Consider the following 24,668-nt stretch of genomic DNA (forward strand, 5'->3'; position numbering starts at 1 on the left):
CGGGGGCCCTTGGCCGTACGTCGGTTGGGTGCTCAGCCGCACTGGCAGGGGCTGCCCGACTGGCAGCCGCAGCCGCAGCCCGAGCCGCACCCGCACGCGCCGATGACCAGAAGGTTCTTGATCTCGACGGGCTGGTCGGTCTCGCGCTGCTGCGTGGGGTCGGGCGTGGTGCTGGGGGATTCGGCCATGGATCCCTCCTAGAGGTCCCTAGAGGCAGGGCGTGGTGCCCTGCCCATTTCATGCCCGTTTCACTGGGCGCATCAACGGCGCACAGTGGCGCCCGCACGCCCGACCCGCACGCCGCGAGCCCCCGGCCCGCCAGGGGAGCCGTCAGCGGAACCCTCAGGAGTTACGCCCCCTCGACACCCGTCACCGGCTGGATGTCCGGCTGCAGCTCGTCCGCGTGCTCGCCCGTGACCAGGAAGACGACGCGCTTGGCGACGGCGACCGCGTGGTCGGCGTACCGCTCGTAGTAGCGGCCGAGCAGCGTCACGTCGACGGCGGTCTCGATGCCGTGCTTCCAGCGGTCGTCCAGCAGGTGCTGGAAGATCGTGCGGTGCAGCAGGTCCATCTCGTCGTCGTCCTGCTCCAGCTGCAGGGCCAGGTCGACGTCCTTGGTGATGATCACCTCGGCGGCCTTGGCCATCAGGCGCTGCGCGAGCTGCCCCATCTCCAGGACGGTCGCGTGCAGGTCGTGGGGGATGGCGTTCCCCGGGTAGCGGAGCCGGGCCAGCTTCGCCACGTGCTGCGCCAGGTCGCCGGAGCGCTCCAGGTCGGCGGACATCCGCAGCGAGGTGACGACGATCCGCAGATCGGTCGCCACCGGCTGCTGGCGGGCCAGCAGGGCTATCGCCCGGGCCTCCAGGTCGTGGTGGAGTTCGTCCACCTTCTGATCGGCCTCGATGACACTTTCGGCCAGCTTGAGGTCGGCGTCGAGGATCGCCGTCGTGGCGCGCCCGATCGCCGATCCGACCAGCCTGGCCATGTCGACCAGGCTGTCGCCGATCGAGTCGAGTTCCTCGTGGTACGCGTCCCGCATCAGGGTTCCCTCTCGTACGTGTGTTCTAGGGCTCCGGAGGCCGGGGCCCGTGGCCGAAACCAGCTCCGAACCCCACGCTCCCATGTTCTGGTCCCCGCGCGTCCGTTTCTGCCATCGCAAATGAACCAATACTGGCTCCAAGGTGAACTCTGGGCGACGAGTGTTCGAGCTGACACCTCGCGGACTGTGGGGATGTCGTACCCCCTGCTTAACCTGTTTGCATGGACGTGAACGCGGCGGTCGCCGCAGCGGCAGCGATCGCCGGGGTGCTTACCGGTGTCATCGCCATGCTGGCGTTCCGCTGGAGCGAACGCGACCAGAAGCGACCGACCAGGACTTCTCTGCACACCGACCCCGTACTGCCCCCGGGCGTGGACACCGTACTGAGCGTGCTGCGCTCCTCGGCGGTGGTCCTCGACGAGGGCGACATCGTGGTGAAGGCGAGCTCGGCGGCGTACGCCCTCGGACTGGTGCGCGGCGGCAAACTCGCCGTCGAACCGATGCTCCAGATGGCCCGGGACACCCGGCGCGACGGCGAGATACGCCAGGTCGAGCTGGACCTGCCCCGGCGCGGCACCGGACGCGGAGAGGCGCTCGCCGTCTCCGCCCGGGTGGCGCCCCTCGGCTCCCGGCTCGTACTGCTCCTCGTCGAGGACCTCACCGAGGCCCGTAGGATCGAGGCGGTACGACGCGACTTCGTGGCGAATGTCAGCCACGAGCTCAAGACCCCGGTCGGCGCACTCTCCCTCCTCTCCGAGGCCGTCATGGACGCCTCGGACGATCCGGAGGCGGTGCAGCGCTTCGCCGGTCGTATGCAGATCGAGGCCACGCGCCTGACCAACCTGGTCCAGGAGCTCATCGATCTGTCGAGAGTGCAGAACGACGATCCGCTGGAGGACGCCGAGCCAGTCCGGGTGGACGAACTCGTCGCCGAGGCGATCGACCGGTGCCGGCACCAGGCCGGCACCAAGCAGATCACCATGGCCGCCGGCGGCACCGCCGACCTGCACGTCTGGGGCAACCGCGGTCAGCTGGCCGCCGCCCTCGGCAACCTCGTCGAGAACGCCGTGAACTACTCGCCGGCCCGCACCCGGGTCGGGATAGCCGCCCGCCGGCTCAACGCGCCCGGCGGCGACATGATCGAACTTGCCGTGACCGACCAGGGCATCGGCATCACCGACAAGGACAAGGAGCGCATCTTCGAGCGCTTCTACCGCGTCGACCCGGCTCGCTCGCGGGCCACCGGCGGTACCGGTCTCGGTCTCGCCATCGTCAAACACGTGGTCGCCTCGCACGGCGGGGAGGTCACGGTGTGGAGCGCCGAAGGTCAGGGCTCCACGTTCACCCTCAGGTTGCCGGAGGCGGGCGCGGCTCGTGACCGCGCCTCGCAGCACCCCGACCCCGACCTCGATGACGAGGCCGGCACCACCGAGTCATCCCCGTACGAACCGCTTCCCGCCCCGGAGGTCCTTCCGTGACCCGAGTGCTCGTCGTCGAGGACGAGGAGTCCTTCTCCGACGCCCTGTCGTACATGCTCCGCAAGGAGGGCTTCGAGGTCGCAGTGGCGGCCACGGGCCCCGACGGACTCGACGAGTTCGAGCGCAACGGCGCCGACCTCGTCCTCCTCGACCTGATGCTGCCCGGCCTGCCGGGCACCGAGGTCTGCCGCCAGCTGCGCGGCAGGTCCAACGTCCCCGTCATCATGGTGACGGCCAAGGACAGCGAGATCGACAAGGTTGTCGGGCTCGAAATAGGAGCCGACGACTATGTCACCAAGCCCTTCTCCTCCCGCGAGCTGGTCGCCCGTATCCGGGCCGTCCTGCGCCGTCGCGGGGAGCCGGAGGAGGTCACCCCGGCCGCCCTCGAGGCGGGTCCGGTCCGCATGGACGTCGACCGCCACGTGGTGACGGTCTCCGGCTCCAAGGTCGACCTGCCCCTCAAGGAGTTCGACCTGCTGGAGATGCTGCTGCGCAACGCGGGCCGCGTCCTCACCCGTATGCAGCTCATCGACCGGGTCTGGGGCGCCGACTACGTCGGTGACACCAAGACCCTCGACGTCCACGTGAAGCGCCTGCGCGCCAAGATCGAGCCGGACCCGGGCGCGCCCAGGTACCTGGTGACGGTCCGCGGCCTCGGTTACAAGTTCGAGCCGTAAACCGCTGACCTGGTCCTGTGACCAACGCGAGAAGGGCGGTACCCCCGAGGGGGCCGCCCTTCTCGCGTTGGCCGTACGGCCGTACGCCTGCTCAGCCCGCGTTCGTCGACTCCGACGCCGAGTCGCTCGGGGTGGCGCTCTCGGACGCCTTGTTCTTGCCCTTGGCGCTCTCGCTCGCCGTGGCGCCCGCCGCCGGGGAGGCGGAGGTCGAGGAGGAGGCGGACGAGGACGCGGAGGCCGAGGGCGACGGGACCGTGCTCGGGCCCCAGCCCGTGAAGAAGCTCTCGGCGGGCACGACGAACGCGCGCAGGCTCACATCACCCGTCCTGCTGAAGGTGAACGTGACCTTCTGCGCGTTGCCGTCCTTGACCGCCTCGCGGCTGCTGCCCAGCACCGCGGAGGCGTTGCCCTTGCCGCCCAGGATCAGCCGGCCGCCGCCCGGGATGGTCAGCGGCTGGGACTTGGTGGCGTGCAGCTCGGCGGTCTTGTTGGTGCCGGCGACGACGATCGACTGCAGTGTCTCGGGCTCGGTGCCGGTGTTGAAGATGGTCGCGGTGACCACGGCCGGGCCGGTCGAGGTGAGGTCGGGCTGGGTGATCACGGTCGCGTTCTGGACCTTGATGTCGCCGACACTCGTCGCGGCGTTGTCCGGCTTGATCTCCAGCGTCTGGGAGTTGTTGCCGGCACCGCATGCGGCGAGCGAGGCGACGGAGACGGCGATGGCGGAGGCGGCGAGGGCGCCGCGTCGAAGGCTGCTGCTCACGGCGGCGGCTACTCCTTGAACGCACGGGCAGCCCCTATAAAGCCGCCCTAAGTGTCTGTCAGCGGCCTTAGGTTACCGAGCCGTTCCCGCGTGGCCGCACCCGACCCTCCCCAAGCCCCTCGCTTCTCTTGAGCAGCTGCGCCCCCAGGGCTCCACAAGTGACTCCTCGGTCACTTTGGGGGGCGCTCGTCAGGCATTCACATAACTCGCTCGCAACACCGCGCGCAAAATTTCCGTGAAGGAATGCGCGACCGCCGGGGAAATTGATCACGTACCGTTCGGTCGGACGCCTGTGATCAATTCCGGAAACGTCTCCGATCCGACATCGGCAGCCGAACGGAGTAGCGGAAGTCGTACGCTTGGAAGCGGACATATGGGGACGTTCGGCCACTTGGGCGGCCGTCCGGAGGTGTGTGACGTACGCGTTTCACCTCGCCCGAAGAGCCGCTCCGACCTGCGAATACCTGCTTCCGGACGGCCTGCGCAGCACGTCCCTGTCGCTGTTGTCAAGCCCCGAGATATGCTCTGACCTGCGAAAACGCCATTCAGAACCGCCGGTTTCCGTGTTACCCTGGATAGCCACGGAAGGGGTACCTGTCACATGACGTTCAAGGTTGGCGACACCGTGGTCTATCCCCATCACGGGGCCGCGCTGATCGAGGCTATCGAAACTCGCCAGATCAAAGGCGTGGACAAGACCTACTTGGTGCTGAAGGTCGCCCAGGGTGACCTGACGGTACGTGTGCCAGCGGACAATGCGGAGTTCGTCGGCGTGCGTGATGTGGTCGGTCAGGACGGGTTGGACCGGGTCTTCGAGGTGCTGCGCGCGCCGTACGCCGAGGAGCCCACGAACTGGTCCCGTCGTTACAAGGCAAACCTGGAGAAGCTCGCCTCGGGCGATGTCATCAAGGTCGCGGAAGTCGTGCGTGACCTGTGGCGTCGTGAGCGTGAGCGCGGACTCTCCGCCGGTGAGAAGCGGATGCTCGCCAAGGCCCGCCAGATCCTGGTGAGCGAGCTCGCCCTCGCGGAGAACACGAACGAGGACAAGGCCGAGGCCCTGCTCGACGAGGTCCTCGCGTCCTGACGCCGTCCAGCTCGGCACACCGAAACTCCGCACACTGAATGCCGTGGTGCCCGATGACAGACTTGTCGCCGGGCGCTGCGGCATGTCCGTGCCCGGAACTCGCGCTCTGGGAACCCCGCCCCGGCGGAAACCCCCGATACTAGGCGTGCCGGGCCCGGGCTGCTGGCTCGACCAGTGTCACGGAAGGGTCCGGTCAAGGCGTCGCGCCCGGCACTTCCCAGGCCATACCCACGCCAGGCCCGCACACAAACCTGACAGGAACCGATGTCTGACGATTCGCGTCCTTCGCGTACGGAACCCCGTACGGAACTGCGTACCGCGGCCGTGATTCCCGCCGCCGGCCGGGGCGTACGGCTCGGTCCGGGCGCCCCCAAGGCGCTGCGCGCGCTGAACGGCACGCCCATGCTCATCCACGCGGTGCGCGCGCTGGCCGCCTCCCGCGCGGTCTCCCTGGTCGTCGTCGTGGCCCCGTCCGACGGCGCGCCCGAGGTCAAGTCGCTCCTCGCCGCGCACGCGCTGCCCGACCGCACCGACTTCCTCGTCGTCCCGGGCGGCGACTCCCGCCAGGAGTCCGTGAAGCTCGGCCTGGACGCACTGCCCCCCGACTACGACATCGTCCTCGTCCACGACGCGGCCCGCCCGCTGGTCCCCGTCGACACGGTCGACGGCGTGATCCAGGCGGTCCGCGACGGCGCCCCCGCGGTCGTCCCCGCCCTGCCGCTGGCCGACACGGTCAAGGAGGTCGAGCCGGCGACGGTCCAGGGCGACCCCGAGCCGGTCGTGGCCACCCCGCACCGCGCCCGTCTGCGCGCGGTCCAGACCCCCCAGGGCTTCGACCGGGCGACGCTGGTCCGCGCCCACGAGACGGTCACCGACAACGTCACCGACGACGCCAGCATGGTGGAACAGCTCGGCGAACGGGTCGTGGTCGTCCCCGGCCACGAGGAGGCCTTCAAGGTCACCCGCCCCCTCGACCTGGTCCTCGCGGAGGCGGTCCTGGCCCGCAGGAGGCTCAACGATGGCTTCTGAGCCGCCACTGCTTCCGCGGGTGGGGATCGGCACCGACATCCACGCCTTCGAGGAGGGCCGCGAGCTGTGGTGCGCCGGCCTGAAGTGGGAGGGCGAGGGCCCGGGCCTGGCCGGCCACTCGGACGCGGACGTGGTCGCGCACGCCGCGTGCAACGCGCTGTTCTCGGCGGCGGGCCTGGGCGACCTCGGTCGGCACTTCGGCACGGGGCGTCCGGAGTGGTCGGGCGCGTCGGGCGTCACGCTGTTGACCGAGGCGGCACGGATCGTCCGCGACGCCGGATTCCTGATCGGGAACATCGCCGTACAGGTCGTAGGGCCGCGCCCGAAGATCGGCAAGCGCCGCGACGAGGCGGAGAAGCTCCTTTCGGACGCGGCGGGAGCTCCGGTCTCGGTTTCGGGGGCCACGACGGACGGCCTGGGATTTCCGGGCAGGGGAGAGGGCCTTATGGCTGTCGCGACGGCGTTGGTTGTCGAACAGGGCTGACCGGTCCCACCAAGGCGCGCGGGGCGGTGTCTACTCGGCGGCTCCGCCGCGGGGCGCGACGAGCCCCCGCGCACCCGCACCCGACAACGGCGCTACCCATCCGGCGCCACGCACTACCGTCGGCCCACTACCCTAGGTCCCGTGACCATTCGCCTGTACGACACCAACGCCCGGCAGATCCGTGACTTCGCCCCGCTCGCGCCGGGCTGTGTCTCGATCTACCTCTGTGGTGCCACCGTGCAGGCGGCACCGCACATCGGCCATATCCGCTCCGGCCTGAACTTCGACATCATGCGCCGCTGGTTCGAATACCGCGGCTACGCCGTGACGTTCATCCGGAACGTCACGGACATCGACGACAAGATCATCGCCAAGTCCGCCGACCAGGGCCGTCCCTGGTGGGCGATCGGCTACGAGAACGAGCGCGCGTTCAACGACGGCTACACCGCGCTCGGCTGCCTCCCGCCGACGTACGAGCCCCGCGCGACCGGGCACGTGCCGGAGATGATCGAGATGATGCGCGGGCTGATCGAGCGCGGGCACGCTTACGAGGCCGACGGCAACGTCTACTTCGACGTGCGCTCCTACCCGGACTACCTCCAGCTCTCCAACCAGGAGCTGGACAACCTCCGCCAGCCGGAGGGCGAGGGCGAGACCGGCAAGCGGGACCAGCGGGACTTCGCGCTGTGGAAGGCCGTGAAGCCGGGCGAGCCCAGCTGGGAGACGCCGTGGGGCCGCGGCCGGCCCGGCTGGCACCTGGAGTGCTCGGCGATGGCCCACAAGTACCTCGGCGAGGCCTTCGACATCCACGGCGGCGGCCTCGACCTGATCTTCCCGCACCACGAGAACGAGATCGCCCAGGCCAAGGCCTACGGCGACGACTTCGCCCAGTACTGGGTGCACAACGCCTGGGTGACCATGAGCGGCGAGAAGATGTCGAAGTCCCTCGGGAACTCGGTCCTCGTCTCCGAGATGGTCAAGGCGTGGCGCCCGATCGTGCTCCGCTACTACCTCGGCACCCCGCACTACCGCTCGATGATCGAGTACAGCGAGGAGTCGCTGCGCGAGGCCGAGGCGGCGTTCGCCCGGATCGAGGGGTTCGTGCAGCGCGTGGTGGAGCTGGCCGGGGGAGCCGTCGAGCCCTCGTCCGAGGTCCCGCCGGCCTTCGCCGAGGCCATGGACGACGACCTGGGCGTCCCGCAGGCACTGGCCGTCGTGCACACCACCGTCCGGCAGGGCAACAGCGCGCTGGCCGCCGACGACAAGGAAGCCGCTGTCGCCCGCCTCGCCGAGGTCCGCGCCATGCTCGGCGTGCTCGGCCTCGACCCGCTCGACGCACACTGGTCCGGCGGGACCGAGAAGGGCGAAGACCTGCACGGGGTCGTCGACAGTCTCGTACGACTCGTCCTGGACCAGCGTGAGTCGGCCCGCGCCCGCAAGGACTGGGCGACCGCCGACGCCATCCGTGACCAGCTCAACCAGTCCGGTCTCTCGATCGAGGACGGCCCCCAGGGCCCCCGCTGGACCCTCAAGTCCTGACCACCGGTCAATCAAGATCGACTGTGCCGCCCGGCCCCCCGGGCGGCACACTGCATAAGACGTACAACACCGCATCAGTACGACGCCGCATGAGACGTACGTACGAAACGAAGCTTACGGAGACGGGTAACCCATGGCAGCCAACAACCGCCGCATGTCCGGCAAGAAGGGCGCGCAGATCGGCAGTGGCGGCCAGCGGCGCCGAGGCCTGGAGGGCAAGGGCCCGACCCCGCCCGCCGAGATGCGCAAGGGACACAAGAAGAACCGCATCGCCAACGCCAAGACGAAGCAGACCGTACGGCGTCCCGCGCCGCGCGGCCGGGGCGGCAAGGGCACCTCGGAGCTGGTCGTCGGCCGCAACCCGGTCGTCGAGGCGCTGCGCGAGGGCGTTCCCGCGTCCACCCTCTACGTCCAGCAGTTCATCGACAACGACGAGCGCGTCCGCGAGGCCCTCCAGCTCGCCGCCGAGCGCGGTGGCATCAACCTCATGGAGGCGCCGCGCCCCGAGCTGGACCGGATGACGAACGGCCTGAACCACCAGGGCCTGGTCCTCCAGGTCCCGCCGTACGAGTACGCGCACCCCGAGGACCTGGCGGCGGCCGCGTACGACGACGGCGAGGACCCGCTGATCGTCGCCCTGGACGGGGTCACCGACCCGCGCAACCTCGGCGCGGTCGTCCGTTCCGTCTCCGCCTTCGGCGGCCACGGCGTGGTCGTGCCCGAGCGGCGCGCGGCCGGTATGACGGCGGGCGCCTGGAAGACGTCGGCCGGCGCGGCGGCCCGCACGCCGGTGGCCCGTGCCACGAACCTCACCCGGGCCCTGGAGGCCTACAAGAAGGCCGGCATCGTGATCGTCGGCCTGGCGGCCGACGGCGAGCACACGATCGGCGACCTGGAGGCGCTCTCCGGCCCCGTCGTCATCGTCGTGGGCAGCGAGGGCAAGGGCCTGTCCCGGCTGGTCGGCGAGACCTGCGACTACCGGGTGCGGATCCCGATGCCGGGCGGCGCCGAGTCGCTCAACGCCGGTGTGGCGGCCGGGATCGTCCTCTACGAGGCGGCCCGGCGACGCGGCTGAGGCGTGGTGCGGGGTGCTCCGGCGGCGGGGCGACCTGCGGTGCGGGGTGTTCCGGCGGCGGGGCCGACCTGCGGTGCGGGGTGTTCCGGCGGCGGTACGCGGTGGCGTGCCGTCGGGGTTGAACAAACGTCCGTAACCTCACCTGTGCGGGGTAATTGCGGCGTCCTGCGCATCCTTGACGGGGTCCGGACACTTCGGGGCGGTCAAAGCAGTGTCCTAACTCCACGTCACTCGGTTAGATGAGTGTGGACACCAGAACACCCCGCACACCCACGGGGGACCGCTCGCCGGGGTTCCGCTCCGGATTCACTTCCGGGCCCGACGACGCTCCCGCGCTGAGCATGGTGAAGGTGCCGAGCGATCCGGCGCAGGTCATCGTCAACCACGCGAGTTTCCGCGTGCAGTTGGGCGTATCGACACGGCGTACCCAATCTCCCCGGGTCGCACGGCACCTGAGCGCCACCGAGAACACCGCGCGCGTCCCGGCCGCCGGCACGGCGGGCAGAGCGGGGGCGGCGCCCGGCCGTCGCCGCCCGGTCGTGTGGAGCGGCAAGTCCGCGCCGGACGACACCGGAGCCCACCGGCTGCTCCAGGCCGTTCGCGGCGGTAGCGTCCGGTACGCCGAGGAGCCCGTCGAACCGGCCGGCGCGACCCAGGTCATCCCGCGCGTCGGCGGCGGCTACGCCGACCTCGACCAGACCGTCGAGACCCCGACGGTCGGCCATCCGCGCTCCCCGGTCTCGGGCGAGACCCGGCTGCTGCCGCCCATGCGGACAGCGGGCAGCACCTACGACGAACCGGCTTACGGCGGACCGGCCTACGGCGAGCAGGCCTACGACGAGCTGGCCTACGACGAGCAGGCCTACGGCGAACGGGGCTACGCCGACGACGAGTTCGAGGACTTCGACGAGCCGCCGTCGACCAGGCGGCACGGCGACGACCCGTCCCGGCACGCCTACTACCCCGGCCGCCGGATGAACCTGGGCGTGGTCCTGCTCCCGCTGCGGATCTTCCTCGGCTTCATCTCCATCTACGCCGGCATGGGCAAGCTGTGCGACCCCGTCTACTTCGACGGCGGCAAACGCGGCTCGATGGTCACCTGGCTCAACACGCTGCATCCCTGGGACGTCGCCGAGCCGCTGCGCCAGTTCGCCCTTCAGCACCCGGTCGGCTCCGGCCTGGTCATCGCCTTCTTCCAGGTGATCGTCGGCGTGCTGACCGTCCTCGGCTGCTGGCAGCGGGTGGCCGCGGTCGTCGGCGCCCTGCTCTCCGCCGCGCTCATCGTCACCGTCAGCTGGAAGACCGTCCCGGCGTACGACGCCCCCGACATCATCTATCTCGCCGCCTGGTCGCCGCTGATCATCGCCGGCGCCCCCGTCTACTCCGTCGACGGCCGCCTCGCGGGCAGCGCCTGGCGACGCCTGGGCCCGCACTCCGACATCTGGGACCTGCGTGCCTTCGTGCTCCGCCGGGGCGCCCTGGTCACGGCCGTCACCATCGGTCTCACCCTCCTCGTGGGGTCCCTGCTGGGCGGCGCGGTCCGCGACTCCAGCCGCGTGGTGGTCCCCGGCCCCGGTGAGGCCCCCCGCAACAACCTCCCGGGCTCCCCGCTGCCGGGCGAGTCGGCCAAGCACCACAAGCAGACCCCGTCGGCCTCCACGGCCCCCTCGGGCGGCGCCACGGCGAGCCCGTCCCATGCGGCGACCACCCCGGGCGCCGACCGCAGCACGAGCGGTGCCACCACCACGACTCCCAGCCAGACCCAGGGCACCACGGGCCAGGCCCCGCCCCAGCACCACACGGCTCCCGCACCGACCACGGCCGGTCCGACCTCGGGCGGCACCGCGACCGGCGGCACGTCCTCGACGGGCGGCACGGGCAGCGGCACGGGCAGCACCGGCGGCGGCTCGACGTCCTCGGGCCAGCCGGGCCTGGTGGGCGGCCTGCTGGGCTAGTACCGCCGACTGAACGTTGAGGCCCCGCACCTGCAAGGGTGCGGGGCCTCAACGCGCCCTTCAGGGGCGCGGGGCTCCGTATCGATGTGCGGCTGTGCCGCGGGGCGTATCGATGTGCGGTTGCGCCGCGGGGCGCGACCAGCCGCAACGGACCCGCGGCCGACGGACTGCCGCCGGCCCTCTTCGGCCTACCGGCCCAGCGCGGCCAGTTCCTTCGCCGCCTCCGTCAGGTCCTTCGCCGTGTCGATCGCCCGCCAGTACGCCCCCTGCGGAATCGGGAACCCGGCCAGCCGCCGGCTCCGCGCGAGGTGCGGAAACGTCGTCCGCTCATGGTCCCCCCGTTCCGGAAGCATCTCGGCGAACTCCGGCGAGAAGACGTACACACCGGCGTTGATCTCGAACGTCGACGGCGGTGCCTCGATGAAGTCCGTGATGTGCCCGAAGCCGTCCGTCTGCACCGCGCCCCAGGGGATCCGCGGCCGGGCGAGCGCGAGCGTCGCCACCGCGTCCCGCTCCGTGTGGAAGTCGGCCATGTCGCGCAGCGAGAACCGCGTCCAGATGTCGCCGTTCGTGGCGTACCAGGGCCGGTCGGTGTGCGGCAGACGCGCGGCGGCGTACCTCAGGCCGCCGCCCCGGCCCAGCGGCTCGCTCTCCACCACGGTCGTGACGGAGAGGGGCAGGTCGGCCGAGTCCAGCCACTTCTGCAGGACGTCCGCGAGGTGGCCGCAGGAGACCACCACGTCCGTGACGCCCTCCTCGGCGAGCCAGGTCAACTGGTGGCCGATGATCGGCGTGCCCGTACCCGGGATCTCGACCATCGGCTTGGGCCGGTCATCGGTGTACGGACGAAGCCGTGAGCCCTGGCCACCGGCCAGGACCACGGCTTGAGTGGGGCGCAACGCGGCGTTCGGATGGGTCATGCCCCGAACTGTACGACGCGCCCCCGGGTCGGCTTCCCGCCGCGAGGCGGCCCTTGAGGACCCCTTACCTGCTTACCGAACGGTGTTCAGCTGTGCGCCGCCAGCACTCCGGACGCGAAGGCCGTGTCACAGACCGGCCGGGCGTACGACTGGGCGCGCGAGGCGCCGTAGATGCGTACCGCGGCCCGGCCCAGCGCACGCGCGATGGACGAGCAGTGCTGGGCCAGCGACGGGTGGCCGTTGACCGCCTGCTGGAGGTGGGTGAGGACCTGGCCCGGGTTCTTGTCCTGGAGCTCGGTCATCAACTGGTCGCGCAGGACGTCCTGGGGGGGCCGCGAGACGGCCTTGGAGGAGACGTCGGCGTCGGTCACGTCGGTCGCGGTGAGCACCGAGTTCCGCGGGCTTCCCGTCCAGTTGACGCGGGTGACGGCGAGGGTCCCGGAGAGCACCAGGACGACGGGCAGGACGAGGGCGAGAGTGCGGCCGATCCGGCGGGCAGGGCCGCCCCGATGGCCGCGTCGCGTCTGAGGGGTGGTGGAGTGCTTCACGCGTGTGAGGGTAGCGTGCGGTAATGATTTGGCGACATTTAGTCACCGGTTCGGGGGATGGAGAAGTGCCCTGTTTCGGGTACGAGGTTGACGTACACGGCTCGAAAACCACCCGCTTGCCGGGGTAAATCGGGACAACGGAAAGGGCCCCGCAGCAGGTCGCGGGGCCCTTGTCGTCAACCTGGGCAAGTTCACCCTGGTCAGAGGTTTCTCTGCTTGATCGGTCAGTCGGAGAGACGCTCGCCCGTGGAGGTCGAGAACACGTGGGTCTCGCCCGGCCGCGGCACGACGTGCAGCGTGGCGCCCTTCTCCGGGACCGCGCGGCCGCTGACGCGGACGACCAGGTCCTTGAGGTCGTCGCCGACCTTGGCGCTGCCGTAGACGTAGCCGTCGGCGCCGAGCTCCTCGACGACGTTCACGGAGACCGCGAGACCCGCCGGGGCGTCCTCGGAGTCCTTGGTGAGGGAGGCCGCGGCCTCGCCGTTGTGCTCGACGATGTCGAAGTGCTCGGGGCGGACGCCGACGGTGACCGTGCGGTCGCCCTTGTCGGCGGCGGCCTGGAGCGCCTCACGGTTGACCGGGACCACGCTGTTGCCGAACTTCACGCCGCCGTCGGTGATCGGGACCTCGACCAGGTTCATGGCGGGCGAGCCGATGAAGCCGGCGACGAAGAGGTTGGCCGGGCGGTCGTACATGTTGCGCGGCGAGTCGACCTGCTGGAGCAGACCGTCCTTGAGCACGGCGACCCGGTCGCCCATCGTCATGGCCTCGACCTGGTCGTGGGTGACGTAGACCGTGGTGATGCCGAGGCGGCGCTGGAGGGACGCGATCTGCGTACGGGTCGAGACACGGAGCTTGGCGTCCAGGTTGGACAGCGGCTCGTCCATGAGGAAGACCTGGGGCTCACGCACGATGGCGCGGCCCATCGCGACACGCTGGCGCTGACCGCCGGAGAGCGCCTTCGGCTTGCGGTCCAGGTACTCGGTGAGGTCGAGGATCTTCGCGGCCTCCTCGACCTTCTGCCGGATCTCCGCCTTGTTGACGCCGGCGATCTTGAGCGCGAAGCCCATGTTGTCGGCGACCGTCATGTGCGGGTAGAGGGCGTAGTTCTGGAACACCATGGCGATGTCCCGGTCCTTCGGCGGCAGGTGCGTGACGTCGCGGTCGCCGATGCGGATGGCGCCGGCGTTGACGTCCTCGAGTCCCGCGAGCATCCGGAGCGAGGTGGACTTGCCGCAACCGGACGGGCCGACCAGGACGAGGAACTCTCCGTCCTCGATCGCGATCTCGAGTCCGTCTACGGCGGGCTTGGTGGAACCCGGGTAGATCCGGGTCGCCTTGTCGAACGTGACAGTGGCCATGGCTCAGAGGCCCCCTTCTACCGGCAGGAACGTGCCGGACGATCCGTTGTAGGAAGGTGGTGTAGTCCACGAGAGTGAACTGGCTCAGGACCGTACCTGGCGTTCACCCCGTATGTCAGTACCTGGAGCCCTGTGAACTTCGCGGAAATTTTCGACGGGCCCCACCTGCGAGCTGGGTACACTGCACTGGCACGCATCCCAGGATGCCTGCACGCCTCCTTAGCTCAGCTGGTCAGAGCGCCGCTCTTGTAAAGCGAAGGTCGTCGGTTCGAATCCGACAGGGGGCTCCAGCAGCTCCGGCAGGGGGCTTCAGCAGCATGGACGACCTGCCGCGATGCCCGCGGCGTCAGGGCAGGGCAGCCGGGGCGGGCGCCGCGCTGTGGCCGGTGGCAAGGGCGGTTTCGCGCAGTGTGGTCCCCTCGTCCTCCGCCTTGTGTGCGATCCGGCCGGTTTCGTCGTAGCCGATCTCCGGCGTGAGTGCCGGGACGAGCACGTTTCCAGCGGTTTCCCTGTCGTCGTCACTCGGCCCAGCTGGTCGGGCGTGCCCCTTGTCGACGTACCGCGGCACAACGCGAGAAAATGGCTCAAGAGGCTGTTTCGGCAGGTGCCAGGGAGTCACGATGGCGGTCTCGGACGAACTCCTTCGAGGGGCCGCCCCTGCGGCTGTTCTGACGCTGGACGGCGCCATCCGCAGCCTCAACGCTGCGATGGCCACAGCGCTGGGCAGGCCTGCGGAGCAATGCGTGGGACGCGACTTCGGGCATATGTGGCCCGCAAGCCAGCGGATGTCGGCCGAGAGCCTCGTGGCCCACGCCGCCAGGACGAAGTCGGTCGCGATGCGGGTGCTGGACTTCCCCGGGCGAGGCGGAACACCCGTTGCCTCCTTGATCGAGGCGCAGCAGGTGAAGGATCCCGCAAGTGACGAGCAACTGGTCTGGGTGCACGCACTGGACGCGCGAAACGATCTGGCCAGCCTGCTGATCCCGTTCCGGTTGGCCACCACGGCCGCCCACCTCGGCCTGTGGATGTATTCATCCGACGAGCACCAACTGGAGTGGCTCGGTGGCGCACCCGCCCTGGCAGCGCTCTTTCCGAAGCCCACGGTGTCGCTTTCCACGACGATATCGGCAGTGCACCCTGAAGACCGGGAGGCCTTGCGAGAGCTCCTGCGCTCGGCCTCCACCCAGCAGTCCCCCTGGGTGAGGTTGCGCTACCTCGCCCAGGACGATGGCTGGCACCAACTGGTCGCCAAGACCCGTCGGATCCAGTTGGGATACGGCGGCCCCGAGCGGATCTTCGGAATTCTCCGCGACGACACCAAGCAGGAGAAGCGCAAGGAGAAGGCGCAGGCCGCACTGGCTGCCGAGCGACAGCGCGCCAAAGACATCGCCGACTTCTCCTCCGCCTTGATCACCGCAGCCACGGAGCAGGAGCTGCAGCAGGTCGCCCTGACCCGGCTCGCCGCAACCTTCGGCGCCACCGGCGCCCTGCTCGCGCTCGTCGACGAAGGCCGCCTGCGTGTCTCCACCGACGCCGGGATAGCCATGTGGGAGGTCGACGTCCTGCACGGCCTGCCGCTGGACCATCCGAGCGCCCTGCCCGTGGCGATCCGCACGGGCAAGTCGCAGTTCATCCTCGACCGGGAGGATTACATCCACCGCTGGCCACACGGGGCCGAATTTCCGCGGCTCGGCCGACTCGGCTTCGACTACGCCACGTCGATCACCCCTCTGAGCGAGGCCGGCAATCAGCCGCTCGGGGCATGGCTGGTGACCTACGGCAGCGGATACCGGCCGTCCCTGGACGAACGGACCCTCATGGGTACCCTGGCCGACCTGGCAGGCCAGGCACTGAGGCGCATCAGGTTGCAGCAGGCACGCGTCGAGCTGGCCGCGGCGCTGCAGAAGACCATGCTTCCCACACTGCCCGAACACCTCGCGGGGCTGGAGGTCGCCGCCCGCTACCGGCCAAGCCGCGACGGACTGGACATCGGCGGAGACTGGTACGACGCCTTCGTGATGCCCGACGGCGCGATCGCCCTGGAGATCGGCGACGCCCAGGGGCACGACGTGGGCGCTGCCGCGGCCATGGGCCAGGTACGCGCCTCCATGCGCACGATCGCCGCCCACGAACCGGATCCCGCAACCGTGCTGACGCGCACCAACGACCTGCTCGTCACGATGGACGTGACACGCTTCGCCAGCTGCACCTTGCTGCATATCGACCCGGACAACGGAGAGGTCACCGGCACCAGCGCCGGCCACGTGCCGTTGCTGTGCGCGCGCAAGGACGGCAGCCACAGCATCCGCGAGCTGGCGGGCGGCCCGGTCCTGGGAGTCGTGCCCGGCACCGAGTACTGCGAGGACACCTTCGCCCTGGACGAGGACAGCATGCTGGTCATGGTCACCGACGGGGTGGTCGAGGGACCGGGCCTCACGTTGGAAGCCGGACTGGAGCGAGCCGGAACACTGGCCGGCGCGGCCCTCCGCGACGGTCTGAACGCCGAGGAGACCGCCGACCGTGTCCTCGATGCCGCGGTAGCGGTAGACCACCTCGACGACGTGGCCGTGCTGGTCATCCGTCGCACATGACGGCGTCCACGTCCTCACGACCTCGGTTACCCGGCCACGGAAGTGGTCGGCCGGACCGTCTCCACGCTCCTGCCGGTTACCTGCCAGACACTCCTGGAGTGGGCGTCAACCGAGGAGTGCCGGGCCCGGGGCGGCTGGTCCGGCACCGCGACCGTCCGTCACCGCGACGATCTCCCCTGACCGTCCGGGCCTGGGCGGTCCCCCTTCTCCCCTCGTGTGCGGCGGGGTGGCGCGACGCATCCTCAGGCCCGGCAGGTGTGATCTGTCAGTCAGGCGGTGACCGTCTTTGTCGGCTTGCTGGTCGCCGTGCCGTCCTGGTGGCCCGTGCGGTGGGCCGTGACCTTCACGGTGATCTTCTTGCCCTTCTGGGCCGGCTTCAGGGTCAGCGTGGACTTGGTGGCCCCGCTGATCGCCCTGCCGTTCGCGTACCACTGGTACGCGTACGAGGTCGCCGCCGGACTCCAGGTGCCGTGCGCCGCCGTCAGCTTCTTCCCCACCTTGGCGGTGCCGCTGACCGTCGGCTGCTTGGTCGCCTTCGGCGCGACCCCCTTCGCGACCGTCACCGCGGCCGAGGTCGCCGACCCGCTCAGCCAGCCGCTCTTGGCGGCCGTCACGGTCACGGTGAGCTTCTTGCCGAGCAGGGCCGCCGGGACGGTGTACGACGCGGCGGTCGCGCCGGAGATCGCCTTGCCGTCGGCCTTCCACTGGTAGGTGTAGGAGGTCGGGGTCGCCGACCAACTGCCGTTTGCCGCCGTGACCTTGGCGGCGACCTTGGCCGTTCCGGTGATCTTCGGTGCGGCCGTGCTCGCCAGCTTGGGCTGGGTCACCGTGAAGGAGCCGCTCGGGTACTCGCAGCACGTGGTGAACACGCTGACGTTCCAGGTGCCGGCGGCCACGCCGGTCAGGTCCAGGGTGGCCGTCACGGAGCGGTTGTCGGCGGCGACCGAGTCGGCCTTCGCTGAGACGGTCCTGCCGGACAGATTCAGCCGTACCTCGGTGTTCGGGCCTAGGGCGGTGCCGGTGACCGTCACCTTGACCTTGGTGCCGCTCACGCCGGTGGCCGGGCTGATCCCGGTGACGCTCACCCTGTCGGTGCCGCACAGGGTGGACTGGCAGGCCAGCCGGGCGCTGTAGGCGGTGCCGGACGTGGTCTCGGGGAGGCCGAGCAGGAACACGGTCGGGGTGAGCGCCGTGGACGAGCCGAGCGTGGCGCAGTCGTAGCCCTCGCCGTTCTCGCCGAGGTAGCGGGTGCAGCCGTTGCGCCAGGACGTCGTGTTGTACAGCGTCGGTACGGCCTTGGCGGTCGCGCCGTTGGTGTCCTTGATGTCGGCGGAGAAACGGTCGAGGCCGGCCGTGGGCAGCACCGCGCAGACGGCGCTGTGCGCCTCGTCGAGGGTGCCGGTGACCGGGCCGTACCCGTAGGACACCGACGGGACCCTGGTGCACTCGGGTGCGGGGCCGTCGGCGGTCGCGATGCGCAGGGCGTCCAGGTGGTACTCGGGGGCGGCCTTCAGGTCGGCCGGGGTCTGGACGAGCACCTGGTGGGTGGTGGAACCGGTGACCGCGCAGGAGCTGTTGCGGTAGGAGCACTCGACCTTGCCGTCACCGCCGATCACCGCGATGTTCGCCGTGCCCAGCGCGTCCCGCACGTTGACGTGGACGACGTCGGTGGCGGCCGGGGTGGTGACCTGGACGCAGTCGACGGTGCCGGCGGCGCCGGCCGTGCCCTTCACCGAGGGGCCGCCGACCTTGGCCGCCGCGGTCTTCGTGCAGCCCGCCGAGGCGGCGGTGGCGGTGACGTCCCGGCGGGTCAGGGTGTAGGCGGCGGCCTGGTCGCGGCCGGTGACCAGCACGGTGTGGGCCTTGCCCGGGGTGAGCGAGCACACCGTCCAGCCGCTGGTGGTGGGGATGTGGTCGCAGACCTTCTTGCCGGTGGCGTCCAGCACCGAGAACCTCGCCGGTACGTCGCCGGAGGTGGCGGTCAGCTGGAGGAGCTCGGTGCCGGTGTGGGCGTCCGCCGGGATGCTCAGGCACTGGGAGAAGACGCCGTCGCCGGTGGCGATGGTGGCCTTGGCGCCGTCGGCGGCGAAGCTGCCGGCGGGCAGGACGGGGCAGTCACCCGCGGCGTCGGTGCGGTACAGGGCGAGGGCGTAGGGGCCGGTCGCGCCCTCGGCCTGGTTCTCGGTGTGCACCAGTGTCCGGTAGGGCGCGGTGCCGGTGAGTGCGCAGTTGCCGTCCGAGATCTCCTGCACGGTGCACTGGGCGGTGCCGTCCCGGTCGAGGACCTCCAGGTCGGCCTCGACACCGGAGGAGGCGAGCGGCCTGAGGACGGCGATCCGGGCGTTCTGCGAGGCGGGCAGGGTCAGGCAGTCGTACTGGCCGGGCGTGCTCAGCTCGCCCTGGCGCAGGCCGTACCCGGTCGCCGTGCAGCCCGCGTCGGAGGCGCGGTCGAGGACGACCAGGCCCTGGCGGGCGGGGCCCTCGGGGATCGCGGTGTAGGTGCCGGCCGCGGGCACCCGGCACGGGTCGGTGCCGCGGCACACGGTCCTGCCGTCCGTGCCGTAGACCTGGACGGGGCCGGTGGCGCGGTCCTCGTTCACGTAGTGGACGGTGTACAGGCCGGCCTTGTCGGTGGTGAAGGTGTAGCAGCCGCCGACGGTGAGGTCCTGCGGGTCCAGGGCGCCGTAGGGGCGGACGGGGGCGGTGGTGCAGCCCTGGGGGTCGTTCAGGCGGCGGGCGGTGACCGTGTAGTCGGCGGGAAAGCCGCCGTCCGTGGAGGCCACCTGGGAGATCACCCGGTAGGGGCCGCTGCCGGGCAGCACACAGCTGTCCTCGCCGTCCTCCGGGAAGTGCGGGCAGATCCGGGCGCCGGTCGCGTCGGTGAGCCACGCGGTGGCGCTGCCGTAGACCCTGGTGACGGCGGTGAGCCGGATGCGCTCGCCGGGCCGGGCGTCGATGCCCTGGCAGTCGACCTCGATCGGGCTCACGCTGGTGTGCGTGGTGAGCGGCTGGTCCCAGTTGGTGCCGGCGGTGTCGAAGCAGCCCGGCGTGGCCGACCCGAGTGGGACGACGGTGACCTGGGCGTCCTCCGGGTCCACCCAGCCGCTGTTGACGACCGTGAGGGTGTAGGTGCCGGCCGCGGGCACCTGGCAGCGGCCCTGCTCGGAGAACTCCTCGTCGTAGCAGTCCACCTGGGTGCCGTCCGCGGCGGACAGCTGGGTGTACGCCTCGTGGTGGCTGTCCTCCAGCGACACCATGTACAGGCCCGCCTCCGGGGCCGTCACGGTGAAGCAGGCCTTGTCCTGGGCCGGGACGGTCGCCCTGCCGACGGCGTCCCCGGGGTCACCGAACGACGCGAGGGCCAGTGGTGCGCACACCGGGTCGTCGGCGCGGGCGGACCCGGCGGCGGTGAGGGTGAGCAGCGAGGTGAGCAGGGATACGACGAGGACCGTCACGGCGGTGAGCCGCCCGGGTCTCGCCGACGGGCCGAAACCGGTGTCGGGCACGGGGTGCGCCATCAATTCCCCCCTGGAATACGAATGTTGGGGCGATGGTCGCACACAGGTGTGACACAGCCTCAACGGGTTTCCAGGGGCGCCCGCGCCCGAGGTGCGGTGCGGTGCGTCAGTGCCGCCCCGCCACCCGGTCCGCGAGCCTCGCCAGGCGGGACGACTCGGTGCTCGGGCGGCGGCGTTCGCGCTGGTCGGCGGTGCGGTAGGTGGCGTACATGCCCTGCACGCCGAGCCAGCGGAAGGGTTCCGGCTCCCACTTGCGGACCTTGTGGTTCACCCATGGCAGCTCCGTCAGGTCGGTGCGGCCGGCCTGGCCGGAGTCGAGCTGGACGAGGTCCCGCAGCGTCCGTCCCGCGAGGTTGGTGGTGGCGACACCGGAGCCGACGTATCCGCCCGCCCAGCCGAGCCCCGTGGAGCGGTCGAGGGTGACGGTCGCGCACCAGTCGCGCGGGACGCCGAGCACCCCGGACCAGGCGTGCTCGATGCCCACCCCCGCGAGCGCCGGGAAGAACCGCACCAGGATCTCGCGGAGGGCCTCGATCGTCGCCTCCTGTGTCCGGCCGTCGTTGTCCGTCCGCGACCCGAAGCGGTACGGCACCCCGCGCCCGCCGAGTGCGATCCGCCCGTCGGCCGTGCGCTGGGCGTACATGTAGGCGTGCGCCATGTCGCCGAGGGTCTGCATCCCCTGCCATCCCACCGACGCCCACTGCTCCTCGGTCAGCGGCTCGGTGGCGATCATCGAGGAGTTCATCGGCAGCCAGGTGCGCTTCTGCCCCTTCAGGTTCGCGGTGAAGCCCTCGGTGCAGCGCAGGACGTAAGGGGCGCGGACCGTGCCGTAGGGCGTGACGGCGTGCCGCGGCCGGATCTCCGTCACGGGGGTGGACTCGTGGATCCGCACCCCCAGCGCCTCCACGGCCGCCACCAGCCCCTTCACCAGCTTCACCGGGTGCAGCCGGGCCCCGTGCGGGGTCCAGGTCGAGCCGACCGCGTCGGCGACCCGGATCCGCTCCCGGGTCTCCCCGGCGCCGTACAGCTCGCGGTCCTTCTCGCCGTACGACAGCTCGTGCTCGTGGAAGGCCCTGAGGCGGGCCAACTGGGCCGGGGTGGTGGCCACTTCCAGCACGCCGCCCTTGTGTAGATCGGCGTCGACGCCCTCGGCCGCGGCGACCGCCACCACCTCGTCGACGGTCTGGTTCATGGCCCTCTGCAGCCGTACGGCGGCCTCGTGACCGTGCAGCGCGGCGTACCGGTCGCGGCCGGCGATGCCGTTGTAGAGCCAGCCGCCGTTGCGGCCGGAGGCGCCGTAGCCGCAGAACTTCTGCTCCAGGACGGTGATCCGGAGGAAGGGGGCGGCCTTCTTCAGGTAGTACGCGGTCCACAGGCCGGTGTAGCCACCGCCCACGATCACCACGTCCGCGGTGGCGTCCCCGTCGAGCGGCTCCCGTACCGCCGGGAGACCGTCGTTCGCGTACCAGAAGGAGATGCCACCGTTGACGACACTGCTTGCCGAGCTGCTCATGGGCGGACGTTAACCGTTGAGGGCGGCCAGTGTCTCCTTCGGATTCCATGCTTTTCCGCGGCCTCTGACCAGCGGATAGCAGGCGAGACCGATCAGTGTGGCGACGAAATGGCCGAGGTCGGTGAAGGTGGGCGACTCGGTCAGCGGCAGGCCGTAGACGAGCAGGACGACCGCGATGAACGGATACCGCCAGGGCGTCGCGATCCGGTACGCGAGCACCGCGATCACCCCGGCCAGCGCGTAACTCACCCCGATGTCCAGGGTGTTGACCGCGGAGTGCGGGGCGATGCCGTCATGGATGCCCTTCAGCAGCGCACCCTCGCTGATCAGGGTGGCCAGCACGTGCGCGGCCACGCACACCAGCAGCCAGCGGGCCGTACCGAGCCAGCGTTCCGCGGGTGCGTGGAAGACGGTGTAGAGGAAGGCGTACGGCACCCAGTGGCCGCCCTCGATCCACATCGCGCTGGCGACCAGTACCCGCACCGGGTTGTCCGACAGCTCGCGGATGTTGGTGGACCGCTGCCGCAGGAACTGCTGCTCGAACTCCGGTGACATGTGGTGCAGCGCGACGGTCGTCACGAAGAGAATCGCGAGCCAGACGTACGTGCCGGGGGCGCTGCGGACATACGCCCACGCCTTGCCGCCGAGACCCCGGAAAATTCGCATGAGGCGATTCATGCACGGTCGCAACGTCATGCGGGTGATTGACATTCCGGCGGGCTGATCGCGCGCGGCCCGCCCGCCCACCGCTCAGCTGACCGGTTCCGCCACCGGGGTCTGCGTCGGGGCGTCCTGCTTCGGGGGCTTCGCCGTCACCAGCAGGGCCGCGGACAGGCCTCCCAGGAGCATGATGCCGGACGCCCACCAGATGGCGGTCGTGTAGCCGTGTACGACGGATTCCGGGACCACGACGGCCCGCTGGGCGGGGCTGTGGAGGTGCGCGGCGAGGTAGGCCGCGCTGCTGCTGGTGGCGATCGTGTTGAGCAGGGCCGTACCGATGGACCCGCCGACCTGCTGCGAGGTGTTGACGGTGGCCGAGGTGACCCCGGAATCCTGCGGGGCCACGCCCGCCGTCGCGGTGGCGAAGACCGGCATGAAGGTCAGGCCCATGCCGAGGCCCATCAGCACCAGGGAGGGCAGGATCTCGGTGGGGTAGGAGGAGCTGACCGTCATCCGGGTCAGGAGCAGCAGACCGCAGGCGGCCAGCAGCGTCCCGGGGACCATGAGCATGCGCGGCGCCACCCGGTACAGCAGGCGCCCGGATATCTGGGTGGAGCCGGTGATGATCGCCAGGGTCAGCGGGAGGAAGCCGAGGCCCGCCCGGACCGGGGAGTAGCCGAGGACGACCTGGAGGTAGTAGGTCAGGAAGAGGAACAGCCCGAACAGGGCGATGGTCGCGAACGCCATCGCCAGGAAGCAGCCCGCGCGGTTGCGGTCCCTGACGATGTGCAGGGGCAGCAGGGGGTTCGGGGCCCGACTCTGCCACCAGACGAACCCGGCGACCAGGGCGACCCCGGCCGCGAACAGGCCGAGGACCAGCGGGTCGCTCCAGCCGCGCGGCTCGGCCTCGCTGAAGCCGTAGACGATCGCCACCAGTCCGCCGCAGCCCAGCAGCGCGCCGGGTACGTCGAGCCGGGCGCCGGCGCGGCCCGGGCGGTCGTGCAGCAGCGCGGAGGCGCCGAAGACGGCGAGGACGGCGATGGGCACGTTGACGTACAGGCACCAGCGCCAGTTCAGGTACTCGGTGAGCAGCCCGCCGACGATGAACCCGATGGCCGAGCCGCTGCCCGCGAGGGCGCCGTAGATGCCGAAGGCCTTGCCGCGCTCCCGAGGGTCGGTGAAGGTCGTCGTCAGCAGGCTCAGCGCGGAGGGTGCGAGGACGGCGGCGAAGACGCCCTGGAGGGCGCGGGCGTCGAAGAGCATCCCCGGGGTCTGCGCGGCGCCGCCGAACGCGGAGGCGACGGCGAAGCCGGCCAGCCCGACGACGAAGGTCCGTTTGCGGCCGACCAGGTCGGCGATCCGGCCGCCGAGCAGGAGCAGGCCGCCGAAGGCGAGTGTGTAGGCGGTGATCACCCACTGGCGGTTGCCGTCGGACATGCCGAGAGCACGCTGTGCGGAGGGGAGCGCGATGTTCACGATCGTCGCGTCGAGGACGACCATCAGCTGGGCGAGCGCGATGATCACCAGGCCCCACCAGCGGTGGGTGTCGGCCGCGTCCCTGCCGGGGTTCATGCCGGGCGTTTCACCCGTTCGGGCGCTGCTCATTCGAACAGAAGACCATCAATCTGTACGTATCGCATCCCGGGGTGTGTCAAGGCGGGCCGGCCCGGGCCCGCCTTCCGCTGTCAGGCCGGCCCGGGCCCGCCTTCCGCTGTCAGTGGCGGCCTGCAAGATGGGGGCATGGCGAGGACAGTGGCCGGTGGGACCGGCGCAGGCAGGGTGAAGGGCGCGCGGCGGCCGGAGGTACGGCTGCCCGAGCTGGAACCCTGGGGCGGCGGCGAGCTGGAGCCGGACGGGGACTACGACGGGCTGGAGTTCCGGGAGGCGGACTTCGTCGGGCAGGACGGCGCGGGCGCCCGCTTCATGGACTGCGCGCTCACGGGCTGCGCCTTCGACGAGACGGGGCTGCGCCACGCCAGGCTGCTGGACACCGTCGTCACCGGGGCGAGAGGCGTCGGCACGGACCTGGCCGAGGCCACCCTGCGCGACGTCGAGCTGGTCGACGCCCGCCTGGGCGGCACCCAGCTGCACGGTTCCGTCCTGGAGCGCGTGGTGATCCGCGGCGGCAAGATCGACTACCTCAATCTGCGCACGGCCAAGCTCAGAGACGTGGTCTTCGAGAGCTGCGTCCTGGTGGAACCGGACTTCGGCGACGCCGTCCTGGAGCGGGTGGAGTTCGTCGACTGCACCCTCAAGGAGGCCGACTTCACGGGGGTGACGATGAAGGACGTCGACCTGCGGGGCGCCGCGTCCCTGGAGATCGCCAGAGGGGTGGAGCGACTGGCGGGGGCGGTGATCAGCACGTCCCAACTGCTGGATCTGGCCCCGGTGCTGGCGGTCCAGCTGGGGATCCGCGTGGAGGGCTGAGCCCGGC

The 24,668-nt window shown here is 70.7% G+C and carries 21 protein-coding genes and 1 tRNA gene; 11 read left to right on the top strand and 11 right to left on the bottom strand.

Going from position 1 to position 24,668, the window contains the following annotated elements; translation table 11 throughout:
* Positions 1–32 precede the first annotated feature (32 nt).
* Both ACZ4N4_RS33990 and phoU read right to left on the bottom strand, forming a co-directional pair.
* Complete coding sequence (locus tag ACZ4N4_RS33990; RefSeq protein WP_450762206.1) at positions 33–188, bottom strand: hypothetical protein; 156 nt, start codon at positions 186–188, stop codon at positions 33–35.
* A gap of 161 nt (positions 189–349) precedes the next feature.
* Complete coding sequence (gene phoU, locus ACZ4N4_RS33995; protein WP_450762208.1) at positions 350–1,039, bottom strand: phosphate signaling complex protein PhoU; 690 nt, start codon at positions 1,037–1,039, stop codon at positions 350–352.
* 221 nt (positions 1,040–1,260) lie between these two features.
* Between phoU and phoR the strand changes: the two genes are divergently transcribed.
* Both phoR and phoP read left to right on the top strand, forming a co-directional pair.
* The gene (gene phoR / locus ACZ4N4_RS34000) at positions 1,261–2,517 is read left to right on the top strand and encodes a two-component system sensor histidine kinase PhoR (protein WP_450762210.1); all 1,257 of its coding nucleotides are present in this window, start codon (positions 1,261–1,263) and stop codon (positions 2,515–2,517) included.
* A 5-nt stretch (positions 2,518–2,522) separates the two neighbouring features.
* Positions 2,523–3,194 carry a two-component system response regulator PhoP gene (gene phoP, locus ACZ4N4_RS34005; RefSeq protein WP_018568744.1) on the top strand — a complete coding sequence of 224 codons (672 nt, stop codon included), beginning with the start codon at positions 2,523–2,525 and terminating at the stop codon, positions 3,192–3,194.
* Between the two features lie 91 nt (positions 3,195–3,285).
* Here the strand turns inward: phoP and ACZ4N4_RS34010 are convergent, their stop codons facing one another.
* Positions 3,286–3,957, bottom strand: coding sequence for a copper chaperone PCu(A)C domain-containing protein (locus ACZ4N4_RS34010; protein WP_453572453.1), 672 nt, complete (start codon positions 3,955–3,957; stop codon positions 3,286–3,288).
* 601 nt (positions 3,958–4,558) lie between these two features.
* Between ACZ4N4_RS34010 and ACZ4N4_RS34015 the strand changes: the two genes are divergently transcribed.
* From ACZ4N4_RS34015 to ACZ4N4_RS34040, 6 genes are all read left to right on the top strand, one after another.
* Positions 4,559–5,041 (top strand): CarD family transcriptional regulator, encoded by a 483-nt coding sequence (locus ACZ4N4_RS34015; protein WP_003953493.1) that lies wholly within the window; start codon positions 4,559–4,561, stop codon positions 5,039–5,041.
* A 264-nt stretch (positions 5,042–5,305) separates the two neighbouring features.
* Positions 5,306–6,070: a 2-C-methyl-D-erythritol 4-phosphate cytidylyltransferase gene (gene ispD, locus ACZ4N4_RS34020; RefSeq protein WP_467596051.1), complete on the top strand. Its 765-nt coding sequence runs from the start codon at positions 5,306–5,308 to the stop codon at positions 6,068–6,070.
* Entirely contained in the window at positions 6,060–6,554 is a 495-nt protein-coding gene (gene ispF / locus ACZ4N4_RS34025) for a 2-C-methyl-D-erythritol 2,4-cyclodiphosphate synthase (RefSeq protein WP_467596054.1), read from the top strand. Before ispD ends, ispF begins: the two co-directional genes overlap by 11 nt.
* A 141-nt stretch (positions 6,555–6,695) precedes the next feature.
* On the top strand, positions 6,696–8,093 hold the full coding sequence (gene cysS, locus ACZ4N4_RS34030) for a cysteine--tRNA ligase (RefSeq protein WP_453572460.1): 1,398 nt from the start codon (positions 6,696–6,698) through the stop codon (positions 8,091–8,093).
* 133 nt (positions 8,094–8,226) lie between these two features.
* Positions 8,227–9,168, top strand: coding sequence for a 23S rRNA (guanosine(2251)-2'-O)-methyltransferase RlmB (gene rlmB / locus ACZ4N4_RS34035; protein WP_453572463.1), 942 nt, complete (start codon positions 8,227–8,229; stop codon positions 9,166–9,168).
* Positions 9,169–9,407: 239 nt separating this feature from the next.
* Positions 9,408–11,123 carry a DoxX family protein gene (locus ACZ4N4_RS34040; RefSeq protein ID WP_467596058.1) on the top strand — a complete coding sequence of 572 codons (1,716 nt, stop codon included), beginning with the start codon at positions 9,408–9,410 and terminating at the stop codon, positions 11,121–11,123.
* A gap of 188 nt (positions 11,124–11,311) precedes the next feature.
* Here the strand turns inward: ACZ4N4_RS34040 and ACZ4N4_RS34045 are convergent, their stop codons facing one another.
* From ACZ4N4_RS34045 to ACZ4N4_RS34055, 3 genes are all read right to left on the bottom strand, one after another.
* On the bottom strand, positions 11,312–12,043 hold the full coding sequence (locus ACZ4N4_RS34045) for a nucleotidyltransferase family protein (RefSeq protein WP_453572468.1): 732 nt from the start codon (positions 12,041–12,043) through the stop codon (positions 11,312–11,314).
* Between the two features lie 86 nt (positions 12,044–12,129).
* Positions 12,130–12,591 (bottom strand): hypothetical protein, encoded by a 462-nt coding sequence (locus ACZ4N4_RS34050; protein ID WP_453572471.1) that lies wholly within the window; start codon positions 12,589–12,591, stop codon positions 12,130–12,132.
* 224 nt (positions 12,592–12,815) lie between these two features.
* Entirely contained in the window at positions 12,816–13,952 is a 1,137-nt protein-coding gene (locus ACZ4N4_RS34055; RefSeq protein WP_450762227.1) for an ABC transporter ATP-binding protein, read from the bottom strand.
* 213 nt (positions 13,953–14,165) lie between these two features.
* Here ACZ4N4_RS34055 and ACZ4N4_RS34060 point away from each other — a divergent pair.
* A tRNA-Thr gene (locus ACZ4N4_RS34060) sits at positions 14,166–14,242 on the top strand.
* Between the two features lie 56 nt (positions 14,243–14,298).
* Here the strand turns inward: ACZ4N4_RS34060 and ACZ4N4_RS34065 are convergent.
* Entirely contained in the window at positions 14,299–14,445 is a 147-nt protein-coding gene (locus ACZ4N4_RS34065) for a hypothetical protein (RefSeq protein ID WP_467596061.1), read from the bottom strand.
* A 127-nt stretch (positions 14,446–14,572) separates the two neighbouring features.
* On the opposite strand from ACZ4N4_RS34065, the gene ACZ4N4_RS34070 reads away from it, so the two are divergent.
* A complete protein-coding gene (locus ACZ4N4_RS34070) occupies positions 14,573–16,543 on the top strand; it encodes a SpoIIE family protein phosphatase (protein ID WP_467596064.1) in 1,971 nt (656 codons plus the stop codon).
* Between the two features lie 269 nt (positions 16,544–16,812).
* Here the strand turns inward: ACZ4N4_RS34070 and ACZ4N4_RS34075 are convergent, their stop codons facing one another.
* The 4 genes from ACZ4N4_RS34075 to ACZ4N4_RS34090 all read right to left on the bottom strand — a co-directional run bounded on the left by ACZ4N4_RS34075 (position 16,813) and on the right by ACZ4N4_RS34090 (position 23,839).
* Entirely contained in the window at positions 16,813–20,061 is a 3,249-nt protein-coding gene (locus tag ACZ4N4_RS34075) for a Tat pathway signal protein (protein ID WP_467596067.1), read from the bottom strand.
* A 106-nt stretch (positions 20,062–20,167) separates the two neighbouring features.
* Complete coding sequence (locus tag ACZ4N4_RS34080) at positions 20,168–21,574, bottom strand: NAD(P)/FAD-dependent oxidoreductase (protein WP_467596071.1); 1,407 nt, start codon at positions 21,572–21,574, stop codon at positions 20,168–20,170.
* A 9-nt stretch (positions 21,575–21,583) separates the two neighbouring features.
* Positions 21,584–22,240, bottom strand: a complete 657-nt coding sequence (locus ACZ4N4_RS34085; protein WP_467596074.1) for a rhomboid-like protein — start codon at positions 22,238–22,240, stop codon at positions 21,584–21,586.
* A gap of 84 nt (positions 22,241–22,324) precedes the next feature.
* Entirely contained in the window at positions 22,325–23,839 is a 1,515-nt protein-coding gene (locus ACZ4N4_RS34090; RefSeq protein ID WP_467596077.1) for an MFS transporter, read from the bottom strand.
* Between the two features lie 135 nt (positions 23,840–23,974).
* On the opposite strand from ACZ4N4_RS34090, the gene ACZ4N4_RS34095 reads away from it, so the two are divergent.
* Positions 23,975–24,661: a pentapeptide repeat-containing protein gene (locus ACZ4N4_RS34095; RefSeq protein ID WP_467596079.1), complete on the top strand. Its 687-nt coding sequence runs from the start codon at positions 23,975–23,977 to the stop codon at positions 24,659–24,661.
* Positions 24,662–24,668 lie beyond the last annotated feature (7 nt).

This window comes from Streptomyces sp. NPDC026538 (assembly GCF_055567535.1).

Bases quoted from the DNA above. Each gene is read 5' to 3' on its own strand.
- ACZ4N4_RS34045 (WP_453572468.1), bottom strand. From the start codon at position 12,043: ATGACCCATCCGAACGCCGCGTTGCGCCCCACTCAAGCCGTGGTCCTG.
- ACZ4N4_RS34015 (WP_003953493.1), top strand. From the start codon at position 4,559: ATGACGTTCAAGGTTGGCGACACCGTGGTCTATCCCCATCACGGGGCC.
- ACZ4N4_RS34085 (WP_467596074.1), bottom strand. From the start codon at position 22,240: ATGCGAATTTTCCGGGGTCTCGGCGGCAAGGCGTGGGCGTATGTCCGC.
- ACZ4N4_RS33990 (WP_450762206.1), bottom strand. From the start codon at position 188: ATGGCCGAATCCCCCAGCACCACGCCCGACCCCACGCAGCAGCGCGAG.
- phoR (WP_450762210.1), top strand. From the start codon at position 1,261: ATGGACGTGAACGCGGCGGTCGCCGCAGCGGCAGCGATCGCCGGGGTG.
- ACZ4N4_RS34055 (WP_450762227.1), bottom strand. From the start codon at position 13,952: ATGGCCACTGTCACGTTCGACAAGGCGACCCGGATCTACCCGGGTTCC.
- ACZ4N4_RS34040 (WP_467596058.1), top strand. From the start codon at position 9,408: ATGAGTGTGGACACCAGAACACCCCGCACACCCACGGGGGACCGCTCG.
- ACZ4N4_RS34075 (WP_467596067.1), bottom strand. From the start codon at position 20,061: ATGGCGCACCCCGTGCCCGACACCGGTTTCGGCCCGTCGGCGAGACCC.
- rlmB (WP_453572463.1), top strand. From the start codon at position 8,227: ATGGCAGCCAACAACCGCCGCATGTCCGGCAAGAAGGGCGCGCAGATC.
- ACZ4N4_RS34080 (WP_467596071.1), bottom strand. From the start codon at position 21,574: ATGAGCAGCTCGGCAAGCAGTGTCGTCAACGGTGGCATCTCCTTCTGG.
- phoU (WP_450762208.1), bottom strand. From the start codon at position 1,039: ATGCGGGACGCGTACCACGAGGAACTCGACTCGATCGGCGACAGCCTG.
- ACZ4N4_RS34090 (WP_467596077.1), bottom strand. From the start codon at position 23,839: ATGAGCAGCGCCCGAACGGGTGAAACGCCCGGCATGAACCCCGGCAGG.
- ispD (WP_467596051.1), top strand. From the start codon at position 5,306: ATGTCTGACGATTCGCGTCCTTCGCGTACGGAACCCCGTACGGAACTG.
- ispF (WP_467596054.1), top strand. From the start codon at position 6,060: ATGGCTTCTGAGCCGCCACTGCTTCCGCGGGTGGGGATCGGCACCGAC.
- ACZ4N4_RS34095 (WP_467596079.1), top strand. From the start codon at position 23,975: ATGGCGAGGACAGTGGCCGGTGGGACCGGCGCAGGCAGGGTGAAGGGC.
- ACZ4N4_RS34070 (WP_467596064.1), top strand. From the start codon at position 14,573: ATGGCGGTCTCGGACGAACTCCTTCGAGGGGCCGCCCCTGCGGCTGTT.